This window comes from Methylosinus sp. LW4 (genome assembly GCF_000379125.1).
GTDB lineage: Bacteria > Pseudomonadota > Alphaproteobacteria > Rhizobiales > Beijerinckiaceae > Methylosinus.
The window spans coordinates 3,441,927-3,468,385 of the sequence record NZ_KB900626.1 but is presented as its reverse complement, the minus strand read 5'-3'; the positions used below and the strand labels follow the sequence as shown (position 1 = coordinate 3,468,385).

The following is a 26,459-nucleotide window of genomic DNA, read 5'->3' as shown; positions in this document are numbered from 1 at the left end:
CCGGGGCGGAGGCATGTCGCCCAAGGTCGAATTGCGCTAGACTCGGCGCATGGAGAAGCCGAGCTATTACGAATTCTTCGCTGGTGGCGGCATGGCGCGCGCCGGGCTCGGCGAGGGCTGGCGATGCCTCTTCGCCAATGATTTCGACCTGAAGAAATGCGAGAGCTATCGCGCCAATTGGGGAGATAAGGAACTCTTCCCCGGCGATGTGCGCAAGGTGACGACCGCCGATCTGCCCGGCAGAGCCGATCTCGTCTGGGCCTCCTTCCCCTGTCAGGACCTCTCGCTCGCCGGCGCCGGCGCCGGGCTGAAGGGCGAGCGCTCCGGGACGTTCTGGCCGTTTTTCGAGATCGTCAAAGCGCTGCGCAAGGAAGGGCGCCATCCGCCGCTGCTGGTGCTGGAGAATGTCTGCGGCGCGCTGACCTCGCATGGCGGAAAGGATTTCGAGGCGCTCTGCTCCGCGCTCGCCGGCGAGAACTATCGCTTCGGCGCGCTGGTGATCGACGCCGCGATATTCGTGCCGCAATCGCGGCCGCGCTTGTTCATCGTCGCGCTGCATGATGATTTCGTCGCTCCCGCCGAGCTGACGACCGCGGAGCCCTCGCCCCTCTGGCATACGCGCGCGCTGCTCACGGCGCAGGAGCGCCTGCCGCGCGCGCTGCGTGAGAATTGGATCTGGTGGCGCCTCGCCGCGCCCGCCGCGCGCAACACGCGCCTCGCCGATCTCATCGACGACAGGCTGGAGGGCGTCGCCTGGCATGATCGCGAGGAGACGCAAGCGCTGCTCGCCAAGATGAGCGATCTCAATCGCGCCAAGGTGGAGGCGGCGAAATGCGCCGGGCGGCGCATGGTGGGAACGCTCTATCGCCGCACGCGCTATGGCGCCGATGGCGAGAAGATTCAGCGCGCCGAGGCGCGTTTCGACGATCTCGCCGGGTGCCTGCGCACGCCCGCCGGCGGCTCCAGCCGACAAATCGTGCTGATCGTCGAGAAGGGCCGCATGCGCTCGCGATTGATCTCGGCGCGCGAGACGGCGCGGCTGATGGGCCTGCCCGAGGATTACCAGCTGCCGCGCAATTACAACGAGGCCTACCACCTCACCGGCGACGGCGTCGTCGCGCCCGTGGCGCGCCATCTCGCCGCGCATATTCTCGAGCCGCTGCTCATCACGCTGCGCGGCCTCTCGAGAGCCGCCGCCTGACGGCCATGGCGGAAGACCACGCCAAACGCTCCGCCATCATGCGCGCGGTGAAATCGCGCGACACTTCTCCCGAGAAAGCCGTGCGCGCGCTGCTGCGCGGCTTTGCGCCGCATTACCGGCTGCATCGCGAGGATGTGCCGGGCAATCCCGATATCGCCTATGTGGGGAGAAAGCGCGCCATATTCGTGCATGGCTGCTTCTGGCACGGACATGATTGCGCGCGCGGCGCGCGAACGCCAAAGACCAACGCCGATTATTGGCGCGGCAAGATCGCGCGCAATCGCGCGCGCGACATTGCGCATCAGGAAAAGCTCGCCAGCATCGGCTGGCGCGCGCTCATCGTGTGGGAATGCGAGCTGAAGGACCGCGCGGCGCTGGAAGCGAAGCTTCGAGAGTTTTTGGCGTGAGCCGTCATCGCGAGCGGAGCGAAGCGATCCAGGGGCCGCCTCACGGCTCTGGATTGCTTCGCCTTCGGCTCGCAATGACGAAGGTCAATCCTTCGCGCGCTCGACGTAGGAGCCGTCTTCCGTCTGGATGACGATGCGCGTGCCGGCCTGGATGTGCGGCGGCACCATCACGCGGGCGCCGTTGGAGGCGATGGCGGGCTTGTAGGAAGAGGAGGCCGTCTGGCCCTTCATCGCCGGCTCGGTCTCGGTGATCTCGAGGGTCACGCGGGCCGGGAGCTGGATCGCCACGGCGGTTCCGTTGAACAGCGACAGAATGCAGACCATGCCCTCCTGCAGCCATTGCGCCTGATCGCCGATGACGTCCTTGGGCACGATGACCTGGTCATAGGTGGCGGTGTTCATGAAAGTGTAGCCGTCGTCATCGCCGAAGAGATAGCTGAAGTCCTGATCCTCGACGAAGGCGCGCTCGACCTGCTCGGTGGTCTTGTAGCGGTCGGCGACCTTCACCCCGTCGGCGAGGCGGCGCATGTCGATCTGCGTCGTGGGCGTGCCCTTGCCGGGGAAGAAGCTCTCGGCCTTCAGAACGACATAGAGATGGCCGTCCTCCTTCTCGATGATATTGCCCTTGCGGATCGAGCTGGCGATGACTTTCACGTTGTTTATCCTCGATTGCTGGCCGCGTTCGGCCGGTCTATGAACGGCTCGGACCCTTTTCTGATCCGGTCGGATCAAAAAAGGGTCCGATTCGCATTGGAGCGATCAGATCGCTCGAAAAAGGCTCGTCCGCGCCTCTCGCGCGGGACTCGGCCGCCGCCCTCGAACCCATGGATGGCTCGACGAATGACGCGAGTGTCGCCCTGGTGGGCCAGGGATGTTTACGCCGATCGCAAGCCATTTCTCAAGGCTCGCGCGCGGATCGCCGTCGCCCTGAGGCAGTTTTTCTCCGCCCAAGGCTTCGCCGAGGTGGAGACGGCGGCCCTTCAGCTCTCGCCGGGCAATGAGACGCATATATCGGCTTTCGGCGTCGATCTCGTCTCCGACGCGGGTGAGGCGAGCCGGCTCTATCTCCATACGTCGCCGGAGTTTTCCTGCAAAAAGCTGCTGGCGGCGGGGGAGGAGCGCATCTTCACCTTCGCCCGCGTGTTCCGCAACCGCGAGCGCAGCGCCCTCCACCATCCCGAGTTCACCATGCTGGAATGGTATAGGGCGCATGAACCGCCGGAGCGGCTGATGGAGGATTGCGCCGGCCTGCTCGCCGCGACGGCCGAGGCGCTCGGCGTCGAGCGATTCGCCTATAGGGGCGCGAGCGTCGATCCTTATGAGGAGCCGGAGGCGATCTCCTGCCGCGAGGCCTTCGACCGCTACGCCGGCATGGACCTCGCCGCCCTGCTCGGCGACCGCGACGGCCTCGCCCGCGCCGCCGCGCTGGACGGGATACGCGTCGCCGAGGACGATGATTGGTCCGACCTCTTCAGCAAGATTCTCTCCGAGAAAGTGGAGCCGCAGCTCGGCCGGGCGCGCGCGACGCTGCTCTGCGACTATCCGGCGAGCGAGGCGGCGCTGGCCCGGCCCAAGGCCGACGACCCGCGTTTCGCCGAGCGTTTCGAGCTCTTCGCCTGCGGGGTGGAGCTCGCCAATGGCTTCGGCGAGCTGACCGACCCGGCCGAGCAGCGCCGCCGTTTCGAGGAGCAGATGGAGAAGCGCGCCCGCATCTATGGCGACCGCTATCCGGTCGATGAGGATTTCCTCGAAGCGCTCGCCCATATGCCGCCGGCCAGCGGAATAGCGCTCGGCTTCGATCGGCTGGCGATGCTGGCCAGCGGGGCGGAGCGCATCGAGCAGGTCTTGTGGACGCCGGTGGCGGAAAAGGGGGACGTAGCCGCCGCGCCTTTCTCGACGCCGATCGATGGCGTGGAATGCGAGCAGCGCCGTCGCCAGCGCGAGGACCAGCAGCGCCTCCGGCGCGCGCAGGCCGAAGATCGCATAGCCCATGATCATCGCCGGAAAATGGAAGAGATAGAGCGGGTAAGAGAAGGCCCCGAGATAGGCCGCCACGCCGCGCAGCCGCTGCGGAAAGGCGATCCTGCCGCGAAGGAGAAGCGCGGCGAGCGGCGCGAGAAAGGTGACGACGGCCAAGGGCTCAGGCGTCATCGGCCCGAAGCGCACCGCCGCCGCGCCGAGGACGGCGAAGCCCAGCGTCGCGACGGACCGCTCCCGCCACAAAAGAAAGCCGAGCAGCCAGCACCAGAGATAATCCAGCGCATTGGCTTTGAGCAGCGCCCGATAGGCGAGGCCGAAATCGGCGTCACGCGGCAATAGAAAGCAGAAGAGGGACAGAGCCATCAGCGCGAGCAGGCGCTTTTGCTCGAGGCGCCGGAAGAAGGGCGCGAGCAGATAATAGAAGACCTCGATCGCCAGCGACCACAGCGGCCCGTCGAATTGCAGAGGCCGCACGAAAAAAGCCTGCAGGAAAAACAGATTGCCGAGCGCGGCCGAATATTTCTCGCCCTCGATCGAGAAGCCGCCGATCTGGACATGGCCGTGGGTCGCCGCCTCGACCAGCAGCGACAGCGCCACCGCGCCGAGATAGAGCGGATAGATGCGCAGCAAGCGCCTCAGATAGAAGCCTTTTTCCTCGCGCTCCAGCGAGGCGGCGATGGAAAAGCCGGACATCAGCAGAAAGCCGAGCACCGCGGCCTTGCCGCCGAAATCGTCGAATGTCTCGACAAAGCCGCCAGAGGCCGCCGGATACCAGCTCAAATGCCCGGAGAGGACCACGAAGGCGAGGAAGAAGCGCAGCAGCGCCAGAATCTCCCATGGCGTGCTTTGGGTGGTGACGGGCATAGGGGCTCGAGAGCGAGGGGACGTGCTGCGGCACTATAGGCAGGGAGATCGACGAAAACAGCGCCATGTGAGTCGACGACGCTTGCCATTGGCGAACCTGGTAGACTAAACTAATTAAACTAAGTCCAGAGGACGGGCCATGCGCACGATCAATATTCACGAAGCGAAGACGCAACTGTCGCGCCTCGTCGATGAAGCAGCCAAGGGCGAGTCCTTCATCATCGCGAAGGCCGGCAAGCCCCTCGTCCAGGTCACGGCGCTCTCGGCGCCCACTGCGGGAGAGGCCAAGCGGCTCGGCTTCATGGCAGGCTGCTTTCATACTCCCGATGATTTCGACTGCATGGGACAAGAAGAGATCGAGCGCTTGTTCGGCGTCGACGAATGAAGCTGCTGCTCGACACTCATCTATTGTTGTGGGCGGCGTCAGAGCCGCAGAAATTGCCGCATCAGTGTCGCATCTTGCTCGAAGAGGCGACCAGCGAGCCGATCTTCAGCGTCGCGAGCATTTGGGAGATCGCCGTTAAAAACGGCTTGAAACGTGACGACTTCCGCGTCGACACAGCCGTATTCCGACGATGCCTCCTGGAAAACGGTTATAGCGAGTTGCCGATCTCGGGCCGACATGCCGCCGCGGTGGAAGCGCTTCCGCCCCTCCACAAGGACCCATTCGATCGAATGCTCGTCGCCCAGGCGATAGTCGAAGGCGTCGAGCTGCTCACCGCGGATCGGATCGTCGCGCTCTATCCTGGGCCGATCCGAAAATGTTGAGTCGCTCGGCGACGCCGAAAGTCCCGTTGCCACGCGTGAATTCGGCCGTATAAGCGGCCCGATGACCGAGGACAGCGCCCGTTATCGCCTGGAGCGGAGCGACGACACGATTCTGGAGCCCCAGGGCTCCGGCGCGCCGCGCGCCGCGACCGCGACCTCCGTGGCCGATCTCGCCGCCGCCGGGCTGGTGGAGCCGGCGCGAGCGGCGGCGCTGGCGGCCGTCGAGGCGCGCTATAGCGTCGCCGTGACGCCGGAAATCGCCGCGCTGATCGACAGCGCCGACCCCGCCGACCCGATCGCGAGGCAATTTCTGCCCGACCTGCGCGAGCTGGAGACGCGCCCGGAGGAGCGCGCCGATCCGATCGGCGACGACGCCTTCAGCCCGGTGGAAGGGCTGGTGCATCGCTATCCCGATCGCGTGCTGCTGAAGCTGCTCTCGGTCTGCCCGGTCTATTGCCGCTTCTGTTTTCGCCGCGAGACGGTGGGTCTCGGCAAGGGCGCCATGCTCTCCGACGAGGCGGTGGACAAAGCGCTCGCCTATGTCGCGGAGCGGCCGCAGATTTTCGAGGTCATTCTGACCGGCGGCGATCCGCTGGCGCTCTCCGCGCGGCGGCTGCGCATGGTCGCCGAAAAGCTCGCCGCCATTCCGCATGTCGCCGTGCTGCGCATCCACACGCGCGCGCCGACCGCCGCGCCGCGCCTCGTCACGCAGGAGCGGCTGGCGGCGCTGAAGGCGAGCGGCAAGGCGGTCTATATGGTGCTGCACGTCAATCACGCCCGCGAGCTGTCCGCCGCGGCGCGGGAGGCCGTGGCCAGCATTCAACGGGCGGGCGTTTCGACGCTGGCGCAGACCGTGCTGCTCGCCGGCGTCAACGATTTCGCCGACACGCTCGAGCAGCTGATGCGCGCTTTGGTGACGGCGCAGATCAAGCCCTACTACCTGCACCATCCCGATCTCGCGCCGGGCACCGGTCATTTCCGCCTCCCGCTGGAGCGCGGGCAGGCGCTCTATGCGGAGCTGGCGCGCCGGGTCTCCGGCGTCGCGCTTCCTTCTTACGTTCTCGACATTCCGGGCGGCTACGGTAAGGTTCCGCTTCAGCGATCCCACATCGAGCGCGACGCGGACGGCGGCTGGCTCGTCCGCGACCGCGCCGGAGAGCGAAGGCCCTATCCGGCGCGAGATCGCGACCGATAGCCGCCGCCTCGCCGTCGGCGTCGCCGCAAGATTGGCAAATTGTTCGTCTCATTGCGCGTATATGGCTCGTCTCACCAACGAAAGCTTCGCCTTGCGCCGTTTTCTCGCCCTCTGCCTCGTCCTCTTCTTCGCCGGCGCCGCGGTCGCCGCGGAGCCCTCTTCCACGCTCGATCAGTTCAATGCGCGGCTCGACGCCGCCCGCGCGACGCTCGAGGAAGTGGAGACCGCCCTCGCCGATCCCTCGCTCAATGACGCCACGCTCAAGAGCCTGCGCGATCGCGTCGATACGCTGCCGGCCGAGCTTCAGGATGTGATCGACAGGCTGACGCCGCGCCTCGCCGCCTTGCAGGCGCGGCTCGACGAGCTGTCCGGCCCGGCCAAGCCCGCCGGCGAGACGAAGGAGGCGCCCGCCGCAGCGCCGCCTCCGGCGCCGGCCGAGGCGCCGCCCAAGAAGGAGGAGCCCGCCCCCGGCAAAGGCGCGCGCGCGCCCGCCAATGGCAGAGCCGTCATCGCCAGAGCCTCGGCCGAAACGCGCTCCCTGCCCACGGCCGTCCCCGCGCCCGCGCCTGCTCCATCCCCTGCCCCCGCTCCGTCAGTGGATAGCGGCTCGCTGGCGACGGCGAGCGTCAACGCCGAATTCGCCGAGCAGAAAAAGCTCTATGAGGAGGTGGACGCGACGCTGAAGCGCGCGCGGGCGCTGTCGATCGAGACGCGGCAGACCGCTCTGGTGATCCGCGCGCGGCAACGGGCGCTCTTCGCCAAGACCTTGTTCCTGCGCACCAGCGGTCTGTTCTCTCCAGCGCTGTGGAGCGCCGCTCTGCAAGAGCTGCCCTATGACGCCAAGATCTTCGGCCTGCTGCTGGAGCAGCGCGCCGAGGCCGTCTCGGCGCGGCTGCGCAATGGGCAGCTCGAAAGCTTTCTGGCGACGATATTTTTCGTGCTGCTGCTCGCCGTCCCGGCGACCTTGTTCGCCCGCCGTTTCGCGAAGCGCGAGGCCACGATCGAGGCGCCGGACCAATTCCACAAGGCCACGGCGGCGGTGACGACGACCATTGTGACCGCGGCGCTGCCGATCGCCATCGTCGCGGCCATCGCTCTGGCGCTCGACGCTTTTCAGCTCGAGGACGCCGTTCTTGCCCCGCTCGGCCGGCGTCTATCCGAATCGGTGACTTTCGTCGCAGTCTCCCTGGGGCTGGCGCGTGGGCTGCTGGCGCCGGGCCTGCCGCAATGGCGGCTCGTCGGCTTGGGCAACCGGCTCTCGCTGCGGCTGCTCTATCTCGCGGTTCTCGTCGGCTTCGTCGCCGCGGCGACGCGCGTTCTCGAGCAGATCGCCGAATTCGTGCAGGCGAGCCTTCCGGTCATCGTATTGACGCGCGGCGGCGGCGCCTTGTTCATCGCCATCGTCTTTCTCATCGTCACCGTGGCGACGCGCCATGAGACATGCGACGACGACCCCGGCGCCGATCTCGACGGACGCGACCGCATCTATGCGCTGCGCCTGCTCGCCTGGGTGGAGATCGTCGTCATCACGGGCGCGCTGGCGGCCGGCTATGTGGCTTTCGCCAATTTCCTGGTGCTGCAGCTCGCCTGGCTCGCGGCCGTCGGCTCGGCGCTCTATCTTCTGCTCGCCTTTGTCGAGACCGGCCTCAAACATCTCTTCCAGCCGGAGACGGCGCTCGGACGCACGCTCGTTTCCGGCTTCGGCGTGCGCAGCGAATCGCTCTGCCAGCTCGCCGTGCTCTCGACCGGCGTCGCGACGCTCGCTCTCTACGGCTTCGCGCTCTTCGTCGCGCTGGTCCCCTATGGCTTTCAGTCCGGCGATTTCCTGGGCAATCTCCAAACCGCCTTCGCCGGCTTCAAGATCGGCGAGGTCACGATCTCGCCGGCCGGCATGGCGACGGCGCTCGCCCTCTTCGCGCTCACCTATGGGGCGACCAAGGCGCTGCGCCGCTGGCTCGACCAGCGCCTGCTGCCGCTGACGCGGCTCGACATGGGCCTTCGCCACTCCATCGGCGCCAGCCTCGGCTACGCCGGATTCATCCTGGCCGTCTCCGTGGCGCTGGCCGAGCTCGGCCTCAGCCTCGAGCGCCTCGCCATCGTCGCCGGCGCGCTGTCGGTCGGCATCGGCTTCGGCCTGCAATCGATCGTCAATAATTTCGTCTCCGGCCTCATACTGCTGTGGGAGCGGGCGATCCGCGTCGGCGATTGGGTCGTGCTCGGCGACGAGCAAGGCTATGTGAAGCGCATCAATGTGCGCTCCACCGAGATCGAGACCTTCGATCGCGCGACAATGATCGTGCCCAATTCCAATCTCGTTTCCGGCGTGGTTAAGAATTGGTTGCGCAACGACCGCATCGGCCGCATCAAGATCGCCATCGCTCCGCATTCGGGCGTCGATCCCGAGCAGATTCGCGAGCTGCTGCTCGCCGCCGCCAAGGCGCAGGACGGGCTGCTGCGCATTCCGGCGCCGCAAGTGATGTTCCTCGCCATGGAGCAGAGCGCCTTCCGCTTCGAGCTCTGGTGCTATGTCGAGGATGTCGAGCAGGCGACGCGGGTGAAGAGCGATCTGCTCTTCGACATCTACCGCCGCTTCGCCGAGGCGGGCGTGAAGATTTCCGCGCCGGCACCGGCGCCGGCGGTGGTGCAGGTGATGGGGCTGGAGCCTTTCGCGCCCGCGCCGCTTTCGCGGCAAGACGAGCGCGATTATGCGATAGCCGGACACCGCTGACCCGAGGCAAGGTCGGCGCTGTCGTTCATTGCTCGGCGCCGATCGATTCTTTCTGGATTTGTTCACGAATGAGTATTTCAGCAAAGCGCAAGCGGATATTGCTCGCCACCTTCGGGACTCTCGGCGACATTTATCCATTCATCGCCATTGCGCATGCGTTGCGTCGGCGGGCGCTCGATGTCGTGATCGCCGCGCCCGAGATGCACCGGGGGACGATCGAGCGCGAAGGTCTCGGATACACGCGCTTGCGTCCGCACGAGGACGACATCATCGGCGCGCTCGGCGTGGATCTGCCGGGCGCTTTTCGGATCATGCTCCAAAATCCCTATTTCATTTTGGACGAGATTTATCTCCGATTCCTCTCGGAGACCTACCACGACGTTTTGGCGGCGGCTGAAGGCGCGAGCGCGATCATGACGCACAGCCTGCTCGTCGGCGCAAATCTGGCGGCGGAAAAAGCCGGCGTTCCCTCCGCCCGAGTCGCGCTAGCGCCAATGTATGTCCAGTCAGCCGCCGCACCATCGCTCACCCCTCCGGCGCCGTATATTTTACGGCCCAAAACGGGTTTGACCCTCGGATATAACGAGCTGGTGCGGTGGGTCATACGCACCGGCGTAAATCTGCGAATGAAGCGTCTACATGTCTTTCGGAGAAAGGTCGGATTGCCATACAGCCGGGAGGATTTGTTTCTCGATTTCGGTCGGAAGAACGCGGCGTCGAAATTCTATGGTCTCTATTCGCCGGGCTTCGCGGCGCCTCCGCCAGACGGGCCGGACAATATGGAGGTTCCGGGCTTTCCCTTCTATTCGCCCCGAGACGAGCGCAGGCGCGAGCTCGGCGAGCCATTGCGGGCATTCCTGGCGTCTGGCGAAGCGCCGATCGTCTTCACTTTGGGCTCGTTCGCGCCACAAGTGTCGGGCAGCTTCTACGATGTCAGCATCGGCGCGGCCCGCGCCTCGGCACGGCGAGCCGTTCTGCTTGCCGGTCCGGCGGACGCCGCTCGGCTGGCCTCGTCGATCGGCGAGAACGAATTCGTTTGCCATGAGGCGCCGCATGAGGAGCTGTTTCCCTTCGCCTCCGGCGTCGTCCATCACGGCGGGATCGGAACGACCGCCCAGGCCTTGCGCGCGGGAAAACCGCAGCTGATCGTGCCTTTTTTCGGCGACCAGCCGGACCACGGCAAAAGGATCGAAAGGCTGGGAGTCGGCTTCGCTCTGCGGCTCACGGATTATGATTTGAAAAACGCCACGAGGGCGCTCATAGCGCTCGACGATCCAGGCTATTTGCGCGCGGCGCGAGATTTCGCCATATCGATGCGCGCCGAGCGCGGAGTCGAAGTGATCGCCGATTGGGCGTCGAGGGTCGGCTAGCGCATGCCGGCGAAGCAGTTCGAAGGGTTCCCATGCTTCACTTTTTCTCAGCCCTCGCCGAGCGAGAAGGCGCCATATCCAACCTCGCACGCCTCTCCCCCGTTGCTATGGCGCTTCTCGCGCTCGCCGCCTGCACGAGCGAGAGCCGCCTGCCGAAAGAGCCGGAGCAGCCGAGCTTCTATCGCTCGCTCGCCGCGCCGAATGCGCGCGTCGATGCGCAGGCGGCGCGGGACATGATCTCGCTCTATCGCAGCAACAATGGGCTCTCGGCGCTGGCGCTGGACCCCGCGCTGCAAGAGGCCGCGCAGGCGCAGGCGAGCGCCATGGCCTCCGCCAATTCGCTGAGCCATGAGGTGCGCGGAACGCTGGACATGCGCCTCACCGCGCGCGGAATGCGCAGCGTCAGCGCCGCGGAGAATGTCTCGGCCGGCTATCACACGCTCGCCGAGGCGTTCTCGGGATGGCGGCAGTCGCCACCGCACAATAAGAATTTGCTGATGAAGAAAGCGACGCGCATGGGCATTGCGACCGCCTATGCGCCCAATGCGAAATACAAGGTCTATTGGGCTTTGATTCTCGCCGACTGACGGATCACGCCCGGCGCTTGCGCTTGCGGCCGCCGCTCGTCGCCTTGCCGCCGCCGCTCGGCGTTTTCGTCGCCGCATCGTCCGGCCGCACATAGCGCACGCCGAGAAAGAAAAGAATTTGCGCCTCGCCGACGGCTGGCGGCGCTTGCGGCGCCGGCCGCGCCTTCGAGGAGAAGGCTATGAGCTCGCCCATTTCATCGCCCCCCGCAATGAACCGCGCAAATCGCGCGATCGGTCGATAGGGCGATTAGGGGACGCCGAGGGTTAATGTTGCGTCAATGTCCACGCGCTAAATTCGCCGTTCGTGTATTAAGTTTGCGATTGGTGCGTATATGCCACGAGGCGAAAGCGAAAATCGGAAGGCCGAGGCGGCTCTGTTCCGCGAGATCGTCGACCAGTTCGTCGCGCGTCCGCTGCATCCGGCGGCCGATATCGACCAGTTCGAGACGCTCGTCGGAGGCTTCATCGATGTGCTCGACGCCGATGTGGTGGCCGAGCGGGCTTTGGAATTGTGCCGCCACCCGGACACGCCGCGCGGAATCGTCGCGCAGCTGCTGGACAAGGGCGGACGCGTCTCCCGCATCGCCGTAGAATATGCGCCGGTGATTCACGCCGGCCTCGTGCGCGCGCTGGCCGAGCATGGCTCGGCCGAGCTCGCCGTCGCCATCGCCCGCCGCTCCTCGCTGGAACGCAAGATCATCGCCGGCCTCGCCTCGCGCGGCGAGAGCGAGGTGCTCTGCGCCCTCGCCGCCAATCGGCGCCTGCATCTCGATCAGGCGGCGCGGCGCTCGCTGCTGCAGGCCGCGCGCGACGATCTGCGGCTCGCCCGCATATTGCTGGACCGCGCCGATCTCGCGCTCGACCCGGAAGCGCTGTTCCTCGCCGCCGATTCCGGCGAGCGCTCGCGCATATTGCTGGAGGCGGCGACGCAGGCTCTCGTCTCGAATGGGCCGGAATATGTCGCGCGCCCGGCGCCGGCGCTGGCCGAGGAGATCGACGCCTGCGCGGTCGCCCGCGATTTCGAGGGGCTGGCCGAGGCGCTGGCGGAAGCGCTCGACTGCCGCAAGTCGCGCGCGCGCGCCATTCTCATGGACAAAAGCGGGGAGGCGCTGGCGCTCGCCCTGCTCGCCCTCGGCGTCTGCGAGGACACGGCGATCCGCATCTTCCTCGGCGCCGAGCGCGCCGCGCCAGATGTGGAGCGCATCCGCTCGCTCGTCGCGCTGATGCGATCGACGCCGCCGCGCGCCGCGCAGAGGCTCGTCGCCGCCATGACCGGCTCGCTGCGCCAGGAGAAGGAGCGCGCCGCCGCCGCCTCCGCGCGCCCCGGCGTCCTGGAGCAGAAGCGCAGGCGCAAGCAGAGGAAAGACGCCGTCAAAGCGCAGGCGTGACAGCGCTGCGATGCGAGCCTGAAGGCTCGCGGTCCAAAAGCCGCCCCCTGGACCGCGAGCCTTCAGGCTCGCTCTGGTCGCGCCCCTAAGGCCTCATCATGCCGCAGCGGCAATTCGTCCTTTATTGACGCTCGTCAATGACGCGCGGCGACGCGCCCTTTACGCGATCACTCGTTCGGTCGCGGCGCGCCTCGATCGGACCAATCATTCGATGGAGGAAAAGGCATGTCGCTCATCACCTGGTCGTCCGAGCAATTCGCCACCCACGTCTCCAAGCATGACATAGAGCATCAGGAAATTTTCCGTCTGCTGAATGTTCTCGGCGATTCCGTCGCGAGCGGCGACCGCGACGCCGTCGGCCGCGATCTCGACGCGCTCATCGCCTATGTGGCCGAGCATTTCGCCTCGGAGGAGGCGAATTTCGAAGCCTATGGCTATCCCGCCTATCCCGGCCACAAGGCCGAGCACGACAAGCTCGTCGCCACCGCGCTCGATCTGCAGAAGAAGTTCCACGCCGGCGAGGCGGAAGTGACCGCCGACACGGCGGCCTTTCTCGTCGGCTGGCTGACCGATCATATTCCGAAAATCGACAAGCTCTACGGCTCCTTCCTCAATGAGAAGGGCGTGGCGTAAGCCGCGCGCGTTTTCCTCTCCCCGCGCCGGCGGGGAGAGGACGAGATCGCCCGAGACGGCCCGGTTTCGGGAATCCGCCTCGCTATGTCATAAGACCCGCGCAATTCACCGATAAGCGCGCGGACATGATACGCCTCGAGAACATCAGCAAGCAGAACGGCCAGCAGCTCCTCTTCATCGAAACGTCGGCGGCGCTGCTTCCCGGCGAGAAGGTCGGCCTCGTCGGCCCCAATGGCGCCGGCAAGACGACGCTCTTCCGCATGATCGCGGGCCAGGAACGGCCGGATGAAGGTCAGGTGTCGGTCGATCGCGGCGTCACCATCGGCTATTTCAACCAGGATGTCGGCGAGATGGCCGGCCGCAGCGCCGTCGCCGAGGTGATGGACGGCGCCGGCCCGGTGAGCGCCGTCGCCGCCGAGCTCGCCGAGCTGGAGGCCGCCATGGCCGACCCGGACGCGGCGGAGAATTTCGACGCGATCCTCGAGCGCTATGGCGAGGTCCAGGCGCGTTTCGAGGAGCTGGACGGCTATGCGCTGGATGGCCGCGCGCGCGAGGTGCTCGCCGGCCTCGGCTTCTCCCAGGAGATGATGGATGGCGATGTCGGCGCGCTCTCCGGCGGCTGGAAGATGCGCGTCGCACTGGCGCGCATTCTGCTGATGCGCCCGGACGCCATGCTGCTCGACGAGCCGAGCAACCATCTCGACATCGAAAGCCTGATCTGGCTGGAAGGATTCCTGAAAGGCTATCCCGGCGCGCTGCTGATGACCTCGCATGATCGCGAGTTCATGAATCGCATCGTCGGCAAGATCATCGAGATCGACGGCGGCTCGCTCAACTCCTATTCCGGCGATTATGAATTCTACGAGCGCCAGCGCGCGCAGAATGAATTGCAGCAGCAGGCGCAATTCGAGCGGCAGCAGGCCATGCTCGCCAAGGAGATCAAGTTCATCGAGCGCTTCAAGGCGCGCGCCTCGCACGCCGCGCAGGTGCAGAGCCGCGTGAAGAAGCTCGACAAGATCGAGCGCGTCGAGCCGCCGCGCCGGCGCCAATCGGTGACATTCGAATTCGCCCCGGCGCCGCGCTCCGGCGAGGAGGTGGCGACGCTCGCGCGCGTCTCCAAGCGCTATGGCTCGCGCAGCATTTACGAGGGACTGGATTTTCAGGTGCGGCGCAGGGAGCGCTGGTGCGTGATGGGCGTCAATGGCGCCGGCAAATCCACGCTGCTGAAGCTCATTGCCGGCGCGACGCAGCCGGACGAAGGCGCCGCGGCGCTCGGCGCCAATGTGAAGATGGGCTATTTCGCGCAGCACGCAATGGAGCTGCTGAACGGCGAGCGCAGCATCTTCGAATCCCTCGAGGACGCGTTTCCGCAGGCGGGGCAAGGCGCGCTGCGCACGCTCGCCGGCTGCTTCGGCTTTTCCGGCGACGATGTGGAGAAGAAATGCCGCGTGCTCTCCGGCGGCGAGAAGGCGCGGCTGGTGATGGCGAAAATGCTCTTTGATCCGCCGAATTTCCTGGTGCTGGACGAGCCGACCAACCATCTCGATCTCGGCACCAAGGAGATGCTGGTCGAGGCGCTCGCGGCCTATGAGGGCGCCATGCTGTTCGTCTCGCACGACCGGCGCTTTCTGGCGGCGCTCTCCAATCGCGTGCTGGAAGTGACGCCGGAGGGCGTGCAGCAGTTCGGCGGCGGCTATACGGAATATGTCGCGCGCACCGGGCGCGAGGCGCCGGGCGTGCACGGGTGAGCGAAGCCGCGCTCACCGCGAAAGATGCTGGTCGAAAAAGGCCTTCATCTTGGCGATGGCGAGGCGCGACTCCGGCGCGTTCGGAATCTGCCCCTGGAACACATGCGGCATTCCTTCATAGACGTCGAGCTTGGCGGTCCCGCCCGCCGCCTCGATCGCCTGATAGAGCCGCACCGAATCGCTGAGCAGAATTTCGCGCGTGCCCGCCTGAATCAAAGCCGGCGGAAAGCCTTTCTCGAAATCGCCATAGACCGGCGACACATGAGGATGCGCCCAATCCTTCGCATCCGCATAAGCGAGCATGGCGTTTTTGATCTGGCGCTCATAGGACATGATGGGATCGGCGTCGCGCAGCGTGACGCGAGTGTCGGCGGCGTTGCGGAAATCGGCCAGCAGCGACCATGTCGCCACAGCCGCCGGCAGGCCGAGGCCTTCGTCGCGCATTTTCAGCGTCGTCGCGACGGCGAGATTGCCGCCGGCGGAGTCGCCGAAAATGGCGATGCGCCGCATTTGCGCGCCGCCGGCGAGCAGGCGCTTGACGACGGCGACCACGTCTCCGGTGATCTGCGGCCATTTCGCCGCCGGCGCGAGTCGATAATCGACGACGACGATGCGACGGCGAAAGACGCGCGCGAGCTTGGCCATTCCCTCGAGCGCGCCGCGCGCGTCGAAATACACGAAGGCGCCGCCATGGAGATAGACGACGACCGATCCATCATCGACGAGCCCGTTCGGCGCAATGTCGAAATAGGAGGCGCCGTCCGTCTCGATCCGCGAGACGTTCACTCCTTGCGCCCGCACTGCGGCGAAGTCGACTTCGCGCGCCGCCGCCGCGGCGGCCTGCAGCCGCGCCCAGCCGTCATGATCGGCGGGCTCCGGCAGAGTGGGAATGATGGCGTGATCGCCGCCGATTTTCGCCAGCAGCCGCTTGCCGTCGGTCGACAATGTTTCGGGAACGTAAGCATAGGCGGAGGCGCTGGGCGGATCGGCGCCCGAGGTCGGCCGCAGCAGCGCGATCAGCAGCAAGCCCGCCGCTGTGCAATGCGCGAGCGATTCCTTCACCCTCTCACCCCGATCGGAAGACGGGCGACGCCACGCCTCGAGCGGACCAGAATGAGCGAGACGATTTTCTAATTCTTTGCTCGATCGCGACGACTGTTTCTATCCGATGGCCCGCCGGCGCCGACAGGGAGGCGCCCGCTCTCTCTGCGAGGAAACGCGCGGCGAGACGCCCTCGCCGCGCGCGGAATTGCGGAAAGATCACTTGCGCCGCAGCACTTCCGTCTCGAAGCTCTCGCGGATCGTCTCTTCCTTCAGCTTGCGGCCGATGAAGACGAGGCGCGCGCTGCGCTTCTCGTCGGGGCGCCAGTCGCGCTGCAGATCGCCGTCCAGGATCATATGCACGCCCTGGAAGACGAAGCGCTTCGGCTCGTCGGTGAAGGCGACGATGCCCTTGCAGCGCAAAATATCCGCGCCCTCGCGCTGAACGAACTCGTTGAGCCAGGGCACGAAGACATTGGGATCGAGCTCGCCCTCGTGGAGGATGGAGACCGAGCCCATCTCCTCATCGTGATAATGCTTCAGCCCATGGCCGTGATCGTCGTGATGCGCGTGCGCGTGATGCTCGTGCTCGTGCTCGTGATGATGATCGTGACCGCAATCCGGCCCGCACTCGTGGTCATGGTCATGGTGATGGTCATGCTCATGATGGCCGTGATCGTGATCCTCGGCCTCGAGGAAGCGCGGCTCTATCTCCAATATGCGATCGAGATCGAAAGCATTGCGCTCCAGCACCGCCGCAATCGGCACATCGGCCTTTACCGCATGATGCAGCGTCGCATAAGGGTTGATGGCGCGAATGCGGCCCTCCACCTCGGCGAGCTCCTCGCGCGTGACGAGATCGGTCTTGTTCAGCACGATGACGTCGGCGAAGGCGATCTGATTCTTCGCCTCCGGCGCATCGGCGAGACGCTGCGCCAGAAATTTGGCGTCGGCGAGCGTCACCACAGCGTCGAGCCGCGCCGCCTCCTTCACATCCTGATCGACGAAGAAAGTCTGCGCGACCGGCGCGGGATCGGCGACGCCGGTGGTCTCGACGATGATCGCGTCGAACTTGCCGCGGCGCTTCAGCAGACCTTCGATGATGCGGATGAGATCGCCGCGCACCGTGCAGCAGATGCAGCCATTGTTCATCTCGAAGATTTCTTCGTCGGCGCCGACGACGAGGTCATTGTCTATGCCGATCTCGCCGAACTCATTGACGATGACGGCGTAGCGCCGCCCGTGCTGCTCGGTGAGGATGCGGTTGAGAAGAGTCGTCTTGCCGGCGCCGAGATAGCCGGTGAGGACGGTGACGGGAATCTTGTCGGTCAAGGGGCTGCTCCTATTGCGCGCCTTTGCGGAGCTGATCGCGCATTTTCATGAGCTCCTGCATGTTCATCTGTCCGCCCGGACCGCCCAGCGCCTTGAGCGCCGGCGCGTCTATGTCGCCGGGCTTCTGCCCGGGCTGGCAGGGACCGAGCCATTTCGCCTCCATCACAATGTCGGAGGAGGCGCGCGTCGAAAGCGGCGGGTCGAAGGTCACATGCAGCTCGGCGCGATAGGCGGAGTCGAAGCTGCCGGTGAAGGTTCCCTCCGTCGTCGCCACGCGGTCGCCGATCTTGCAGACCGAGCTCACGCGATATTTATCGCCCTCGCGCCGGAAGCTCATCTTCTCGCATTGCTGCTCCTGCCCGCCGAAGCGCTGACGCATGAGATCGTCGGTCTTCTCGTCGACGCATGTCTCGATCGGACCGGCGATGCGCGCGGCGGAGCCCTGCGCATGCTCGATCCGCCACAGCCCGGCCTTGCGGCGCGGAATTTCATCCGCCGCGGCGGCGGCGATGGACAGAGCGAAGATGGGGAGAGCTGCGCCGAGAGGGAAGAAGCGACAACGCATGAGAGAAAGGCTCCGCGGCGCGCGCATGACGGCGCGTCTGGGCCAGTATAGACTAAAATCCGGCCGAAAGTCGTCGGCCGACCGCGAGCTTCAGGGCGCGAGAGCTGCAGTCAGCTGCTTCACATTGAAGCGCATCAGCCGGAGATAGCTCGGCGCCGGGCCCTCCGGCGGGGAGAGCGCGTCGGAATAGAGCGTGCCGCCGACCTTGGCCCCCGTCTCCGCGGCGATGCGCTGGGCGAAGCGCGGATCGACGATATTCTCGAGGAACACGGCCGCGACCTTATGCGCTTTCACCGCATCGACGATGCGGGCGAGGTCGCGCGCGCTCGCCTCGGCGTCGGTGGAGACGCCCTGCGGCGCGATGAACTCCACGCCATAGCGCGCCGCGAAATAGCCGAAAGCGTCATGGGTGGAGACGACGCGGCGGCGCGCGTGCGGAATGGCGTCGATCGCCGCGACGATCTCGGCGTCGAGCCCGCCGAGCGCATGAAGATATTCCGCCGCATTGGCCTTATAGTGCGAGGCGCCGTCTGGATCGGCGTCGACCAGCGCATCCCTTATGTTGGCGATATAGATTTTGACATTGGCGACATCCTGCCAGGCGTGCGGGTCGACGCCCTCCCCGTCCTTGCGCGGCGTGACGGCGCGGCTCGCGGCGACGATGCGCGCCTTGGTCCTGGAGGCGGCGACGAGCCGGTCGATCCAGCCCTCGAAGCCGAGACCATTGACGAAAACGAGCTTGGCCGCGGCGAGACGGCGGCCGTCCTGCGGGCTCGGCTGATAGACATGGGCGTCGCCGTTCGGCCCGACGATGGTCGCGACCTCTATGCGGTCGCCGCCGACGATGCGGACGAGATCGCCGAGAATGGAAAAGCTGGCGACGACCGGCAGCTTCGGCGGCGGAGGCGGCGCCGGCTGGGCGCGCAGCGGCGCGGCGAGGAGCGCGAGCGTCGCCAGCGCGGCGCGGCGCGACAAGAGGCGAAAATCCGAGGACGTCGCGCGCGATGATTTCATGCGTCACCCCTCCAAATGTCGCTTGGGTCTCCGCAAGCGAATCAGGCCGCCGGTCCTGCCGAAAACCAGAGAGAGGAAATAGGCGCCCCCCGCCATGAGGATGATCACGGGGCCGGCGGCGAGGCCCGTGCGGAAGGACAGGACGAGGCCGAAATAGGAGGAGGCCGCGCCGATCGCCGCCGCCAGCGGCAGCGCCCTGGTGAGGTCCTGCGTCCACAACCGCGCGGAGGCGGCCGGCAGCATGATGATTCCCACCGCCATCAGCGTGCCGAGCGCATGGAAGCCGGCCACCAGATTGAGCACCACCAGCGCCAGAAAGGCGAAGGGAATCCATTCGCCCAGCGGGCTGACGCGGCGGGCGAAGAGCGGATCGAAAGTGTCCAGCGCCAGCGCGCGATAGGCGAGCGCGAGCGCCGACAGAGTGAAGCTCGCAATGGCGGCGAGGAAGATCAGCGTGGCGTCGTCGAGCGCCAGCACCGAGCCGAACAGCACATGCAGCAGATCGACATTCGAGCCCTTGAGCGAGACGAGCGCGACGCCGAGCGCCAGCGAGACGAGATAGAAAGCCGCGAGCGAGGCGTCCTCGCGCAGGGCGGTCCAGCGCGCCGCCGCGCTCGACGCCACGGCGACGGCGAGGCCGGCGAGCAGGCCGCCGAAGGTCATGGCGGGCAGCGACAGGCCGCAGGCGAGATAGCCGAGCGCCGCGCCCGGCAGAATGGCGTGCGAGAGCGCGTCGCCGGCCAGCGACATGCGGCGCAGAATCAGAAAGACGCCGAGCGGGCAGCCGGAGATCGACAGAGCGATTGCGCCGACCAGCGCACGACGCATGAATTCATAATCGACGAAAGGCGCGATGAAGAGCTCATGCAGCATGGGGAGCCTCGTCGCGCCGGCAGTCCTCGGCGTCGCGATCGAAGGCCTCGACCATGCTGCTCGCCTGCGCGAGATGCGCCTCGGACAGCGCCTCTTGCGTCGCGCCCCAGAAGATCGGCTCGCGCGCCAGCAGCAGCGCCTGCGGAAAGGCGCGGCGGGCGAGGTCATGCTCGTGCAGAACCGCGACGACGGTGCGGCCCTCCTCCCGCCATCGGGCGATAATCTTCACCAGATCGTCGATGGTCCGGGCGTCTATGGCGCCGAAAGGCTCGTCGAGCAGAATGACCGGGCAATCCTCCACCAGCAGCCGCGCGAATAATACGCGCTGCATCTGGCCGCCGGAGAGCGTGCCGATCGCGCGCTCCTCGAAACCCTCGAGCCCGACAGCGGAGAGCGCCGCCGTTATGCGCTTGCGCTCTCCGGCGCCGACGCGGCCGAAAAGCCCGATGCGGCGCATCGCGCCCATGGAGACGAAATCCAGCACATCGATCGGAAAGGCGTGATCGATCTCCGCCGATTGCGGCAGATAGGCGATATCGCGCAGCGCGAGGTCGTCATAGACGATGCGGCCGCCGAGCGGCGGCAGCAGGCCGGCGAGCGCTTTGAGCAGAGTGGATTTGCCGGCGCCGTTCGGCCCGCAGACGGCGAGACCGGCCCCGGCCTCGACGACGCCGGAAAGATGGTGAACGGCCGGGCGGCGCTCATAGCCGAGCGTCACATTCTCCAGCCGGATCGCGCCAGCGCTCATCGATCGCGCCTTCAGCTCAGCGCCCAATAGACGGCGGCCCAGAGCAGCGCCAGCACGGCGACGGCGCCGAGTAGCCGCTCGCCCGCCGAAAGGCGCAGCAGGGAGACGCGATCGTCGGCGCGCTCGCCATGCGCATGAGCGGCGAGCGCGTCCTTTTGAAAAATAGCCGATTGCTGTCGGTTCATTTCCGAATGTTATATTATAACAGCAGCAGCCGGCAAGCGCGGAATGCCGTCAGCTCGCCCGGCCGGGCACGAGAATGACGCGGAAGTCGTTCACATTGGTGCGCGTCGGGCCGGTGACGAGGAGATCGCCGAGCTTCTCGAAGGCGGTATAGGCGTCGTTATTGGCGAAGAGCGCCTTGAGATCGACGCCCTGCGCCGCCGCCCGCGCGAAGCTGTCGGCGGTCATGATCGCGCCGGCGTTGTCCTCGCTGCCGTCGATTCCGTCCGTGTCGCAGGCGATGGCGGAGATTCCGCCGAAGCCCTCGAGCGCCAGCGTCAGCGCCAGCAGGAACTCGGCGTCGCGGCCGCCCTTGCCGTTGCCGCGCACGGTGACGGTGGTCTCGCCGCCGGAGATGATGGCGACGGGCGGCGCGATCGGCTGCGCATGGCGCGCGATCTGGCGCGCGACGCCCGCGTGGACCAGCGCGACGTCACGCGACTCGCCCTCGAGATCGCCGAGGATGAGCGGCGTGAAGCCGGCCTTGCTGGCCACTGCGGCGGCCGCGTCCAGCGAGCCTTGCGGCGTCGCGATGAGAATATTCTCGACGCGATCGAAAATCTTGTCGCCGGGCTTGGGCGTCTCGCAGGCGTCGGTCGCCAGATAGGCGAGCACGGCGGCGGGCGCGTCGATCTTATATTTGGCGATGACGGCGAGCGCGTCCTCGCGCGTCGTCGGGTCCGGCACTGTGGGGCCGGAGGCGATGACGGAGAGATCGTCGTTCGGCACGTCGGAGATCATCAGCGCGACGACCTTGGCCGGCGCCGCGGCGCGGGCGAGGCGTCCGCCCTTGATGGCCGAGAGATGCTTGCGGACGCAATTCATCTCGGAAATGGTCGCGCCGCTCTTCAGCAGCGCCTTGTTGACGGCCTGCTTTTCTTCCAGCGTCACGCCATCGGCCGGCAGCGCCATCAGCGCCGAGCCGCCGCCGGAAATCAGCGCGAGCACGAGATCGTCCTCGGTGAGGCCCTGCACCTTTTGCAATATGCGGCCGGCGGCGGCGCGGCCGGCGGCGTCCGGCACCGGATGCGAGGCCTCGATCACCTCGATCTTGGAGGTGGGAGCGCCATGCTCGTAACGGGTGACGACGAGGCCCTCGATCGGATGCGGCCAATGCGCTTCGACCGCCGCGGCCATGGAGGCCGCCGCCTTGCCCGCGCCGACGACAATGGTGCGGCCTTTGGGCGGCGCGATCTTCTCGAGGAAGGCCGGCAGGCAGACGGACGGATGCGCCGCGCCGACAGCGGCGTCGAACATGGCGCGGAGAAGCGTGCGATAGTCGTCAGACATTCCTAAGCCTCGGTGTTCTCCCTTCTCCCACTCGTGGGAGAAGGCGGCCCGACGAAGTCGGGTCGGATGAGGGTCCTCGCCGCTTCGCGATCGTTCTATCCGCCTCGCGAAGAGTTTCCAACGGAATCCGGTTCTCTTCGCTGGCCCTCATCCGACCCCGCTTCGCGGGGCCACCTTCTCCCGCCCTGCGGGAGAAGGAAGAGAGCGCTACGGTCTTCGTCTTCTCCCTTCTCCCACTCGTGGGAGAAGGTGGCCCGACGAAGTCGGGTCGGATGAGGGTCCGCGACGATTTGCGATCGTCCTGACAGCCTCCCGAATCCGCTCCAGCGGGATATTGCCACCGCCGATGACGAGGTCATTGTCTAGGCGAAGGACATGATAGCCATGCTCACGCAGCCAGCGATCCCGAATCGCGTCATGGCGGCGTTGATCTTCACTTTCATGCGGACGGCCATCCAGCTCCACGATGAGCCGGAGTTCGACGCAGAGAAAATCCGCGACGTAATTCCCGACCGGGACTTGCCGCCGGAATTTCAGACCGTCGAGCCCAGAATTGCGTAACGAACGCCAGAGGATTTCCTCCGCGTTCGTCATCTCGCGCCGCAAGCGTCGAGCGAATGCGGTTTTGGACTTCGAGACCCGCGTCGGCATGCGAGGACCCTCATCCGACCCCGCTTCGCGGGGCCACCTTCTCCCACGAGTGGGAGAAGGATGCGCGCCCAACGATTGCTGTTACGCAGCGCCGATCTGGTCCGCCTTGTCGATCAGCGCCTGGGCCATGCGGATGCTGGCGATGTCGATCAGGCGGCCGTCGAGGGACACCGCGCCGCGACCTTCCTTCGCCGCCTGCTCCATCGCCTCGAGAATGCGGCGGGCCTTCTTCACTTCCGCCTCGGAGGGGGTGAAGACCTGATTGGCCAGATCGATCTGCGAGGGATGGATCGCCCACTTGCCCTCGAAGCCGAGAACCGCGGCGCGCTTGGCGGCGGCGATATAGCCATCGGGATCGCCGAAGTCGCCGAAGGGACCGTCGATCGGACGCAGGCCATAGGCGCGCGCGGCGACGAGGAAGCGCGTCTGCGCCGCATGCCACTGGTCGGCCCAGAAATACTGGCGATTGCCCTCGGCGTCCTTGTCCGAGAGAACGCCGTAATCCGGGTTCACGCCGCCGATGACGGTGGTGCGGGCGCGGGTGGAGGCGGCGTAATCGGCGACGCCGAAGGAGAGCGCCTCATTGCGCTTCGAAGCCTGAGCGATCGCCTCGACATTGGCCATGCCGAGCGCGGTCTCGATCAGCAGCTCGAAGCCGATGCGCTTGGTGCGCTTCTTGTAGCTCTCGATCTGCGTGACCAGCATGTCGATGGCGTAGACGTCCTGCGGAACGCCGACCTTCGGAATGAGGATCACGTCGAGACGCGGGCAGTTCTCGACGACGTCGACCACATCGCGATAGGCGTAATGCGTGTCGAGGCCGTTGATGCGCAGCGTCATCGTCTTATTGCCCCAATCGATCTCATTGAGGCCCTGGATGATGTTCTTGCGCGCCTGCTCCTTGTCGTCCGGCGCCACGGCGTCCTCGAGGTCGAGGAAGACCTGGTCGGACTTGGAGGTCGCGGCCTTCTCGAACATGCCGGGGGCGGAGCCCGGAACGGCCAGCTCGGAGCGATGGAGACGCGGCGTCGCCTGCTCGATCAAAGTGAAACTCATGATGACTCCCTTTCCCTGTGTAAGAGCTTATCCGGTGGCGCCGAGGCCGGCGGCGATGCAGCTGATCGACAGCAGCAGAGCCGACTTGTATTCCTCCTTCAGCGCTTCCTCTTCGGTGGTGCGGAACAGGCGCAGCAATTCCACCTGCTCGCGGTTGACCTCATTGATGGTGGCGAGGCGATGCGCGAGCCGCGCCTGATAGTCGGTGAAGCGCGCGCCGATCTCGCCGCCGCCGGTGATGCGCAGCACGCTCTCGCAAGTGAGGTGATATTCGGCCTCGATCGCCGAGAAGATCTTCTTGCGCACGGCATCGTCGGCGACCAGCGAGGCGTATTGCCGCGCAATGGAGAGATCGACCATCGCCAGCGTCTTCTCCACCTCGTCGAGAATGAGGCGGAAGAGGCGCGAATCCTCGAACATGCGATGCAGCAGCTGCAGGCCGCGCTCGCCGCGCACCTCGATGAAGCTGGTGAGGCCGGAGCCGACGCCATACCAGCCGGTGATGGCGTGGCGATTCTGCGCCCAGGCGAAGACCCAAGGAATGGCGCGCAGATCGGCGAGGCTGCGCGCGCCGAAACGCCGCGCCGGCCGCGAGCCGATATTGAGCAGCGAAATTTCCTCGAGCGGGCTCGCCGCCTGGAAATAGGCCACGAGATCGGGATCGGCGATGAACTTGCCATAGGCCGCGAGCGAGGCGCCGGAGAGCGCCTCCAGCGCATCGTCGAACTCCGCGCGCGGAACCAGCGCATCCTCGCGCTCGGACTTCAGCGCATGAGCGAAGACGCTGCTCGCCAGCAGCTCCAGCTGATAGGAGGCCGTGCCGCGATTGGCGTATTTGAAGGAGACGACCTCGCCCTGCTCCGTCACGCGGAAGCGGCCGCGAATGGAGCCCGCCGGCTGCGCGGCGATGGCGTGTCCCGTCGGCGCGCCGCCGCGGCTGACCGAACCGCCGCGGCCGTGGAAAAAGGCGATGGCGACGCCCAGCTCCTCGCCGAGGCGGGTGAGCTTGAATTGCGCTTTCGCGAGCTCCCAGTTGGACGACATGAAGCCGCCGTCCTTGTTGGAGTCGGAATAGCCGATCATCACCTCTTGCACATTGCCCTGCCAGCGCGTGCTGCGACGCACGACCGGCACGCGCAGCAGCTCGCGCATGATGATGGGCGCGGCGCGCAGATCGGGAATCGTCTCGAACAGAGGCACGATGGGCAATGTGCACAGCTCGAGGCCGGCGTCGTCGAGATAGAGCCCGCCATGCTTGGCCAGTACATAGGCGCCGAGGACATCGGCGACCGAATGCGTCATGGAGAGGATGAAGCTGCCGAAGGCTTCGCGATCCAGCCGCGAGCGCATGTCCGCGACCAGCGCGAACATGTCGAGCGTGTCCTGCGATTCCGGCGCGAGGCCGGTGAACGGAACGCCATTGCGCGGCTGCGCCAGCTCGGCGATGAGCCAGGCCTGCCACTCGGGCGAGTCGACCTCCGGCGCGTCCTTGCCGGTCTTGATGCGATGGATGTCCCGCAGCGCATTATTCGTGCGAGTCGTGTTCTCGCGCAGATCGAGACGCACGGTGCTGAAGCGGAAAATCTCCACCGCGCGCCGCACCGGCCGCACCAGATCATTGGCGAGCGAGGGGCTGCGGCTCTCGGTCAGCGCCTGCTCGAGAATGCGCAGATCGCGGATCAGCTCGTCGGCGTTGCCGTAGCGCGCCTTGCCGCGGCCTTCGCCCTTGGTGGCGAGGATCGTCTCGTCGAGCTTGCGCAGCACGCAGGTGAGATATTGGCGGAAGGCCTCGCCGTGATTGCGCGTCTTGATCCGGTCGGCGTCCTCGACCTGCGCCAGCTCCGCCTCGAGCGCGGCGCGGAACTCCGCCGGGATCGTCACCGAGCCTTCGCTGATCGACAATACGCGGGCGAGATCCAGAATGCGCTGGCGATAATAATCGAGGCTGGCGAGCGCGTTGACGATCATCGTCTCGCGCGTCACCGCATTGGTGACGAAAGGATTGCCGTCGCGGTCGCCGCCGATCCAGGAACCGAATTGGAAGAAGGGCGTGATGTCGAAGCGCTCATTGGGATAATGAGCGGCGAGCGCGCTCTCGAAGGAGGCGAGCATCTCCGGGGCGAGATCGAAGAGATTCTCGGCGAAGAAATGCAGGCCCCAGGCGACCTCGTGCTCGACGGTCGGCTTCTCGAGATGCAATTCGCCGGTGAGCCACAAAAGCTCGATCTGATCGCCGACCGCGCCGATGCGGCTGGCGCGCTCGCGATCGGTCCAGCGCGAGGATTCGAGATCCTTCAGCAGCAGATAGATCTTGCGGTTCTTCTCGAGGACGGTGACGCGCTTGGCCTCGGTCGGATGGGCGGTGATGACCGGGCGAATGCGCAGCGATTTGAGCTGCGCGCGAATCTCGTCGGCGGTGACGCCGGCCTTTGCCGCATCCGCCAGAACATGCGCGAAGGAGCCGAGCAATTCGTCGCGGCCCTTGGCGCGCTCTATGGTGCGGCGCCGGCGCATGGCCGAGGCCTGCTCGGCGATGGAGAGCAGCTGAAACCATATGCCCTGCGCCTGCAGCGCGCGCGCCATCAGCGCCGGAGGCAGGCCGGAGGAAGAGCCGAAGCCGCTCAGAACCGGGGCGATCTCCGGCTGGTGGCGCTTCACCACGCCCACGAGCTGGTCGAGCAGAAAGGCCGCCGCCTCTTTGACCGATCGCGTCGCCAGCGCCGAAGGGGCGGCGGACGAGGTCGATTCGGACAAGACCTTCTGGTCGGCGGTCATGCAGTCTCCCTGGCTATGGTGAG

At 66.2% G+C, this 26,459-nt stretch carries 24 protein-coding genes and 2 pseudogenes; 12 read left to right on the top strand and 14 right to left on the bottom strand.

Translation table 11 applies throughout. The features are described from left to right. Nucleotides 1–49 precede the first annotated feature (49 nt). Both METLW4_RS0117265 and METLW4_RS0117260 read left to right on the top strand, forming a co-directional pair. A complete protein-coding gene (locus METLW4_RS0117265; RefSeq protein WP_018267486.1) occupies nt 50–1,201 on the top strand; it encodes a DNA cytosine methyltransferase in 1,152 nt (383 codons plus the stop codon). A gap of 5 nt (nt 1,202–1,206) precedes the next feature. Then, nucleotides 1,207–1,608 carry a very short patch repair endonuclease gene (locus tag METLW4_RS0117260; RefSeq protein ID WP_018267485.1) on the top strand — a complete coding sequence of 134 codons (402 nt, stop codon included), beginning with the start codon at nt 1,207–1,209 and terminating at the stop codon, nt 1,606–1,608. An 84-nt stretch (nt 1,609–1,692) separates the two neighbouring features. Here the strand turns inward: METLW4_RS0117260 and efp are convergent, their stop codons facing one another. After that, on the bottom strand, nt 1,693–2,262 hold the full coding sequence (efp, locus tag METLW4_RS0117255) for an elongation factor P (RefSeq protein ID WP_018267484.1): 570 nt from the start codon (nt 2,260–2,262) through the stop codon (nt 1,693–1,695). 186 nt (nt 2,263–2,448) lie between these two features. On the opposite strand from efp, the pseudogene epmA reads away from it, so the two are divergent. After that, nucleotides 2,449–3,480: pseudogene (gene epmA, locus METLW4_RS27875) on the top strand (EF-P lysine aminoacylase EpmA); the annotation flags it as partial. A gap of 111 nt (nt 3,481–3,591) precedes the next feature. Here the strand turns inward: epmA and METLW4_RS28895 are convergent. Next, nucleotides 3,592–4,452, bottom strand: a pseudogene (locus METLW4_RS28895) (acyltransferase family protein); the annotation flags it as partial. A gap of 139 nt (nt 4,453–4,591) precedes the next feature. Here METLW4_RS28895 and METLW4_RS0117245 point away from each other — a divergent pair. The 6 genes from METLW4_RS0117245 to METLW4_RS0117220 all read left to right on the top strand — a co-directional run bounded on the left by METLW4_RS0117245 (nt 4,592) and on the right by METLW4_RS0117220 (nt 11,100). Then, nucleotides 4,592–4,837 carry a type II toxin-antitoxin system Phd/YefM family antitoxin gene (locus tag METLW4_RS0117245; protein ID WP_018267482.1) on the top strand — a complete coding sequence of 82 codons (246 nt, stop codon included), beginning with the start codon at nt 4,592–4,594 and terminating at the stop codon, nt 4,835–4,837. Further along, nucleotides 4,834–5,220, top strand: coding sequence for a type II toxin-antitoxin system VapC family toxin (locus METLW4_RS0117240; protein WP_018267481.1), 387 nt, complete (start codon nt 4,834–4,836; stop codon nt 5,218–5,220). Before METLW4_RS0117245 ends, METLW4_RS0117240 begins: the two co-directional genes overlap by 4 nt. Before the next feature lie 61 nt (nt 5,221–5,281). Further along, nucleotides 5,282–6,415: a lysine-2,3-aminomutase-like protein gene (locus METLW4_RS0117235; RefSeq protein ID WP_018267480.1), complete on the top strand. Its 1,134-nt coding sequence runs from the start codon at nt 5,282–5,284 to the stop codon at nt 6,413–6,415. A 61-nt stretch (nt 6,416–6,476) separates the two neighbouring features. Then, a complete protein-coding gene (locus METLW4_RS0117230) occupies nt 6,477–9,143 on the top strand; it encodes a DUF3772 domain-containing protein (protein ID WP_051079644.1) in 2,667 nt (888 codons plus the stop codon). A gap of 68 nt (nt 9,144–9,211) precedes the next feature. Further along, the gene (locus METLW4_RS0117225; RefSeq protein WP_157235206.1) at nt 9,212–10,513 is read left to right on the top strand and encodes a glycosyltransferase; all 1,302 of its coding nucleotides are present in this window, start codon (nt 9,212–9,214) and stop codon (nt 10,511–10,513) included. Between the two features lie 107 nt (nt 10,514–10,620). Continuing rightward, complete coding sequence (locus METLW4_RS0117220; RefSeq protein ID WP_018267478.1) at nt 10,621–11,100, top strand: CAP domain-containing protein; 480 nt, start codon at nt 10,621–10,623, stop codon at nt 11,098–11,100. A 4-nt stretch (nt 11,101–11,104) separates the two neighbouring features. Here METLW4_RS0117220 and METLW4_RS0117215 read toward each other — a convergent pair whose 3' ends face one another. Then, nucleotides 11,105–11,293 carry a hypothetical protein gene (locus METLW4_RS0117215; protein WP_018267477.1) on the bottom strand — a complete coding sequence of 63 codons (189 nt, stop codon included), beginning with the start codon at nt 11,291–11,293 and terminating at the stop codon, nt 11,105–11,107. A gap of 139 nt (nt 11,294–11,432) precedes the next feature. Between METLW4_RS0117215 and METLW4_RS0117210 the strand changes: the two genes are divergently transcribed. The 3 genes from METLW4_RS0117210 to METLW4_RS0117200 all read left to right on the top strand — a co-directional run bounded on the left by METLW4_RS0117210 (nt 11,433) and on the right by METLW4_RS0117200 (nt 14,869). Then, nucleotides 11,433–12,488 (top strand): hypothetical protein, encoded by a 1,056-nt coding sequence (locus tag METLW4_RS0117210; RefSeq protein ID WP_018267476.1) that lies wholly within the window; start codon nt 11,433–11,435, stop codon nt 12,486–12,488. A 225-nt stretch (nt 12,489–12,713) separates the two neighbouring features. After that, a complete protein-coding gene (locus tag METLW4_RS0117205; protein WP_018267475.1) occupies nt 12,714–13,121 on the top strand; it encodes a bacteriohemerythrin in 408 nt (135 codons plus the stop codon). A gap of 125 nt (nt 13,122–13,246) precedes the next feature. Further along, complete coding sequence (locus METLW4_RS0117200; protein ID WP_018267474.1) at nt 13,247–14,869, top strand: ABC-F family ATP-binding cassette domain-containing protein; 1,623 nt, start codon at nt 13,247–13,249, stop codon at nt 14,867–14,869. Between the two features lie 12 nt (nt 14,870–14,881). Here the strand turns inward: METLW4_RS0117200 and METLW4_RS26615 are convergent, their stop codons facing one another. The 11 genes from METLW4_RS26615 to METLW4_RS0117145 all read right to left on the bottom strand — a co-directional run bounded on the left by METLW4_RS26615 (nt 14,882) and on the right by METLW4_RS0117145 (nt 26,436). Continuing rightward, the gene (locus METLW4_RS26615; RefSeq protein WP_018267473.1) at nt 14,882–15,931 is read right to left on the bottom strand and encodes an alpha/beta hydrolase fold domain-containing protein; all 1,050 of its coding nucleotides are present in this window, start codon (nt 15,929–15,931) and stop codon (nt 14,882–14,884) included. A 198-nt stretch (nt 15,932–16,129) separates the two neighbouring features. Beyond that, nucleotides 16,130–17,242: a CobW family GTP-binding protein gene (locus METLW4_RS0117190; RefSeq protein ID WP_018267472.1), complete on the bottom strand. Its 1,113-nt coding sequence runs from the start codon at nt 17,240–17,242 to the stop codon at nt 16,130–16,132. Nucleotides 17,243–17,252: 10 nt separating this feature from the next. After that, the gene (locus METLW4_RS25165; protein WP_018267471.1) at nt 17,253–17,807 is read right to left on the bottom strand and encodes a DUF3617 domain-containing protein; all 555 of its coding nucleotides are present in this window, start codon (nt 17,805–17,807) and stop codon (nt 17,253–17,255) included. Nucleotides 17,808–17,897: 90 nt separating this feature from the next. Next, nucleotides 17,898–18,821, bottom strand: coding sequence for a metal ABC transporter solute-binding protein, Zn/Mn family (locus METLW4_RS0117180; protein WP_018267470.1), 924 nt, complete (start codon nt 18,819–18,821; stop codon nt 17,898–17,900). Nucleotides 18,822–18,824: 3 nt separating this feature from the next. Beyond that, nucleotides 18,825–19,694 carry a metal ABC transporter permease gene (locus METLW4_RS0117175; protein WP_018267469.1) on the bottom strand — a complete coding sequence of 290 codons (870 nt, stop codon included), beginning with the start codon at nt 19,692–19,694 and terminating at the stop codon, nt 18,825–18,827. Further along, complete coding sequence (locus METLW4_RS0117170) at nt 19,684–20,442, bottom strand: metal ABC transporter ATP-binding protein (RefSeq protein WP_018267468.1); 759 nt, start codon at nt 20,440–20,442, stop codon at nt 19,684–19,686. Before METLW4_RS0117170 ends, METLW4_RS0117175 begins: the two co-directional genes overlap by 11 nt. A gap of 11 nt (nt 20,443–20,453) precedes the next feature. Beyond that, nucleotides 20,454–20,627 (bottom strand): hypothetical protein, encoded by a 174-nt coding sequence (locus tag METLW4_RS27865; RefSeq protein WP_018267467.1) that lies wholly within the window; start codon nt 20,625–20,627, stop codon nt 20,454–20,456. A gap of 49 nt (nt 20,628–20,676) precedes the next feature. Beyond that, nucleotides 20,677–21,954 (bottom strand): glycerate kinase type-2 family protein, encoded by a 1,278-nt coding sequence (locus METLW4_RS0117160; RefSeq protein ID WP_018267466.1) that lies wholly within the window; start codon nt 21,952–21,954, stop codon nt 20,677–20,679. A 207-nt stretch (nt 21,955–22,161) separates the two neighbouring features. Next, entirely contained in the window at nt 22,162–22,548 is a 387-nt protein-coding gene (locus METLW4_RS27110; protein WP_245258499.1) for an endonuclease domain-containing protein, read from the bottom strand. A 138-nt stretch (nt 22,549–22,686) separates the two neighbouring features. Beyond that, nucleotides 22,687–23,661 (bottom strand): HpcH/HpaI aldolase/citrate lyase family protein, encoded by a 975-nt coding sequence (locus METLW4_RS0117150; RefSeq protein WP_018267464.1) that lies wholly within the window; start codon nt 23,659–23,661, stop codon nt 22,687–22,689. A 27-nt stretch (nt 23,662–23,688) separates the two neighbouring features. After that, nucleotides 23,689–26,436 carry a phosphoenolpyruvate carboxylase gene (locus METLW4_RS0117145; RefSeq protein WP_018267463.1) on the bottom strand — a complete coding sequence of 916 codons (2,748 nt, stop codon included), beginning with the start codon at nt 26,434–26,436 and terminating at the stop codon, nt 23,689–23,691. Nucleotides 26,437–26,459 lie beyond the last annotated feature (23 nt).

Bases quoted from the DNA above. Each gene is read 5' to 3' on its own strand.
- METLW4_RS0117265 (WP_018267486.1), top strand. From the start codon at position 50: ATGGAGAAGCCGAGCTATTACGAATTCTTCGCTGGTGGCGGCATGGCG.
- METLW4_RS0117260 (WP_018267485.1), top strand. From the start codon at position 1,207: ATGGCGGAAGACCACGCCAAACGCTCCGCCATCATGCGCGCGGTGAAA.
- METLW4_RS0117245 (WP_018267482.1), top strand. From the start codon at position 4,592: ATGCGCACGATCAATATTCACGAAGCGAAGACGCAACTGTCGCGCCTC.
- METLW4_RS0117240 (WP_018267481.1), top strand. From the start codon at position 4,834: ATGAAGCTGCTGCTCGACACTCATCTATTGTTGTGGGCGGCGTCAGAG.
- METLW4_RS0117235 (WP_018267480.1), top strand. From the start codon at position 5,282: ATGACCGAGGACAGCGCCCGTTATCGCCTGGAGCGGAGCGACGACACG.
- METLW4_RS0117230 (WP_051079644.1), top strand. From the start codon at position 6,477: ATGGCTCGTCTCACCAACGAAAGCTTCGCCTTGCGCCGTTTTCTCGCC.
- METLW4_RS0117225 (WP_157235206.1), top strand. From the start codon at position 9,212: ATGAGTATTTCAGCAAAGCGCAAGCGGATATTGCTCGCCACCTTCGGG.
- METLW4_RS0117220 (WP_018267478.1), top strand. From the start codon at position 10,621: ATGGCGCTTCTCGCGCTCGCCGCCTGCACGAGCGAGAGCCGCCTGCCG.
- METLW4_RS0117215 (WP_018267477.1), bottom strand. From the start codon at position 11,293: ATGGGCGAGCTCATAGCCTTCTCCTCGAAGGCGCGGCCGGCGCCGCAA.
- METLW4_RS0117210 (WP_018267476.1), top strand. From the start codon at position 11,433: ATGCCACGAGGCGAAAGCGAAAATCGGAAGGCCGAGGCGGCTCTGTTC.
- METLW4_RS0117205 (WP_018267475.1), top strand. From the start codon at position 12,714: ATGTCGCTCATCACCTGGTCGTCCGAGCAATTCGCCACCCACGTCTCC.
- METLW4_RS0117200 (WP_018267474.1), top strand. From the start codon at position 13,247: ATGATACGCCTCGAGAACATCAGCAAGCAGAACGGCCAGCAGCTCCTC.
- METLW4_RS25165 (WP_018267471.1), bottom strand. From the start codon at position 17,807: ATGCGTTGTCGCTTCTTCCCTCTCGGCGCAGCTCTCCCCATCTTCGCT.
- METLW4_RS0117180 (WP_018267470.1), bottom strand. From the start codon at position 18,821: ATGAAATCATCGCGCGCGACGTCCTCGGATTTTCGCCTCTTGTCGCGC.
- METLW4_RS0117175 (WP_018267469.1), bottom strand. From the start codon at position 19,694: ATGCTGCATGAGCTCTTCATCGCGCCTTTCGTCGATTATGAATTCATG.
- METLW4_RS0117170 (WP_018267468.1), bottom strand. From the start codon at position 20,442: ATGAGCGCTGGCGCGATCCGGCTGGAGAATGTGACGCTCGGCTATGAG.
- METLW4_RS27865 (WP_018267467.1), bottom strand. From the start codon at position 20,627: ATGAACCGACAGCAATCGGCTATTTTTCAAAAGGACGCGCTCGCCGCT.
- METLW4_RS0117160 (WP_018267466.1), bottom strand. From the start codon at position 21,954: ATGTCTGACGACTATCGCACGCTTCTCCGCGCCATGTTCGACGCCGCT.
- METLW4_RS27110 (WP_245258499.1), bottom strand. From the start codon at position 22,548: ATGACGAACGCGGAGGAAATCCTCTGGCGTTCGTTACGCAATTCTGGG.
- METLW4_RS0117150 (WP_018267464.1), bottom strand. From the start codon at position 23,661: ATGAGTTTCACTTTGATCGAGCAGGCGACGCCGCGTCTCCATCGCTCC.
- METLW4_RS0117145 (WP_018267463.1), bottom strand. From the start codon at position 26,436: ATGACCGCCGACCAGAAGGTCTTGTCCGAATCGACCTCGTCCGCCGCC.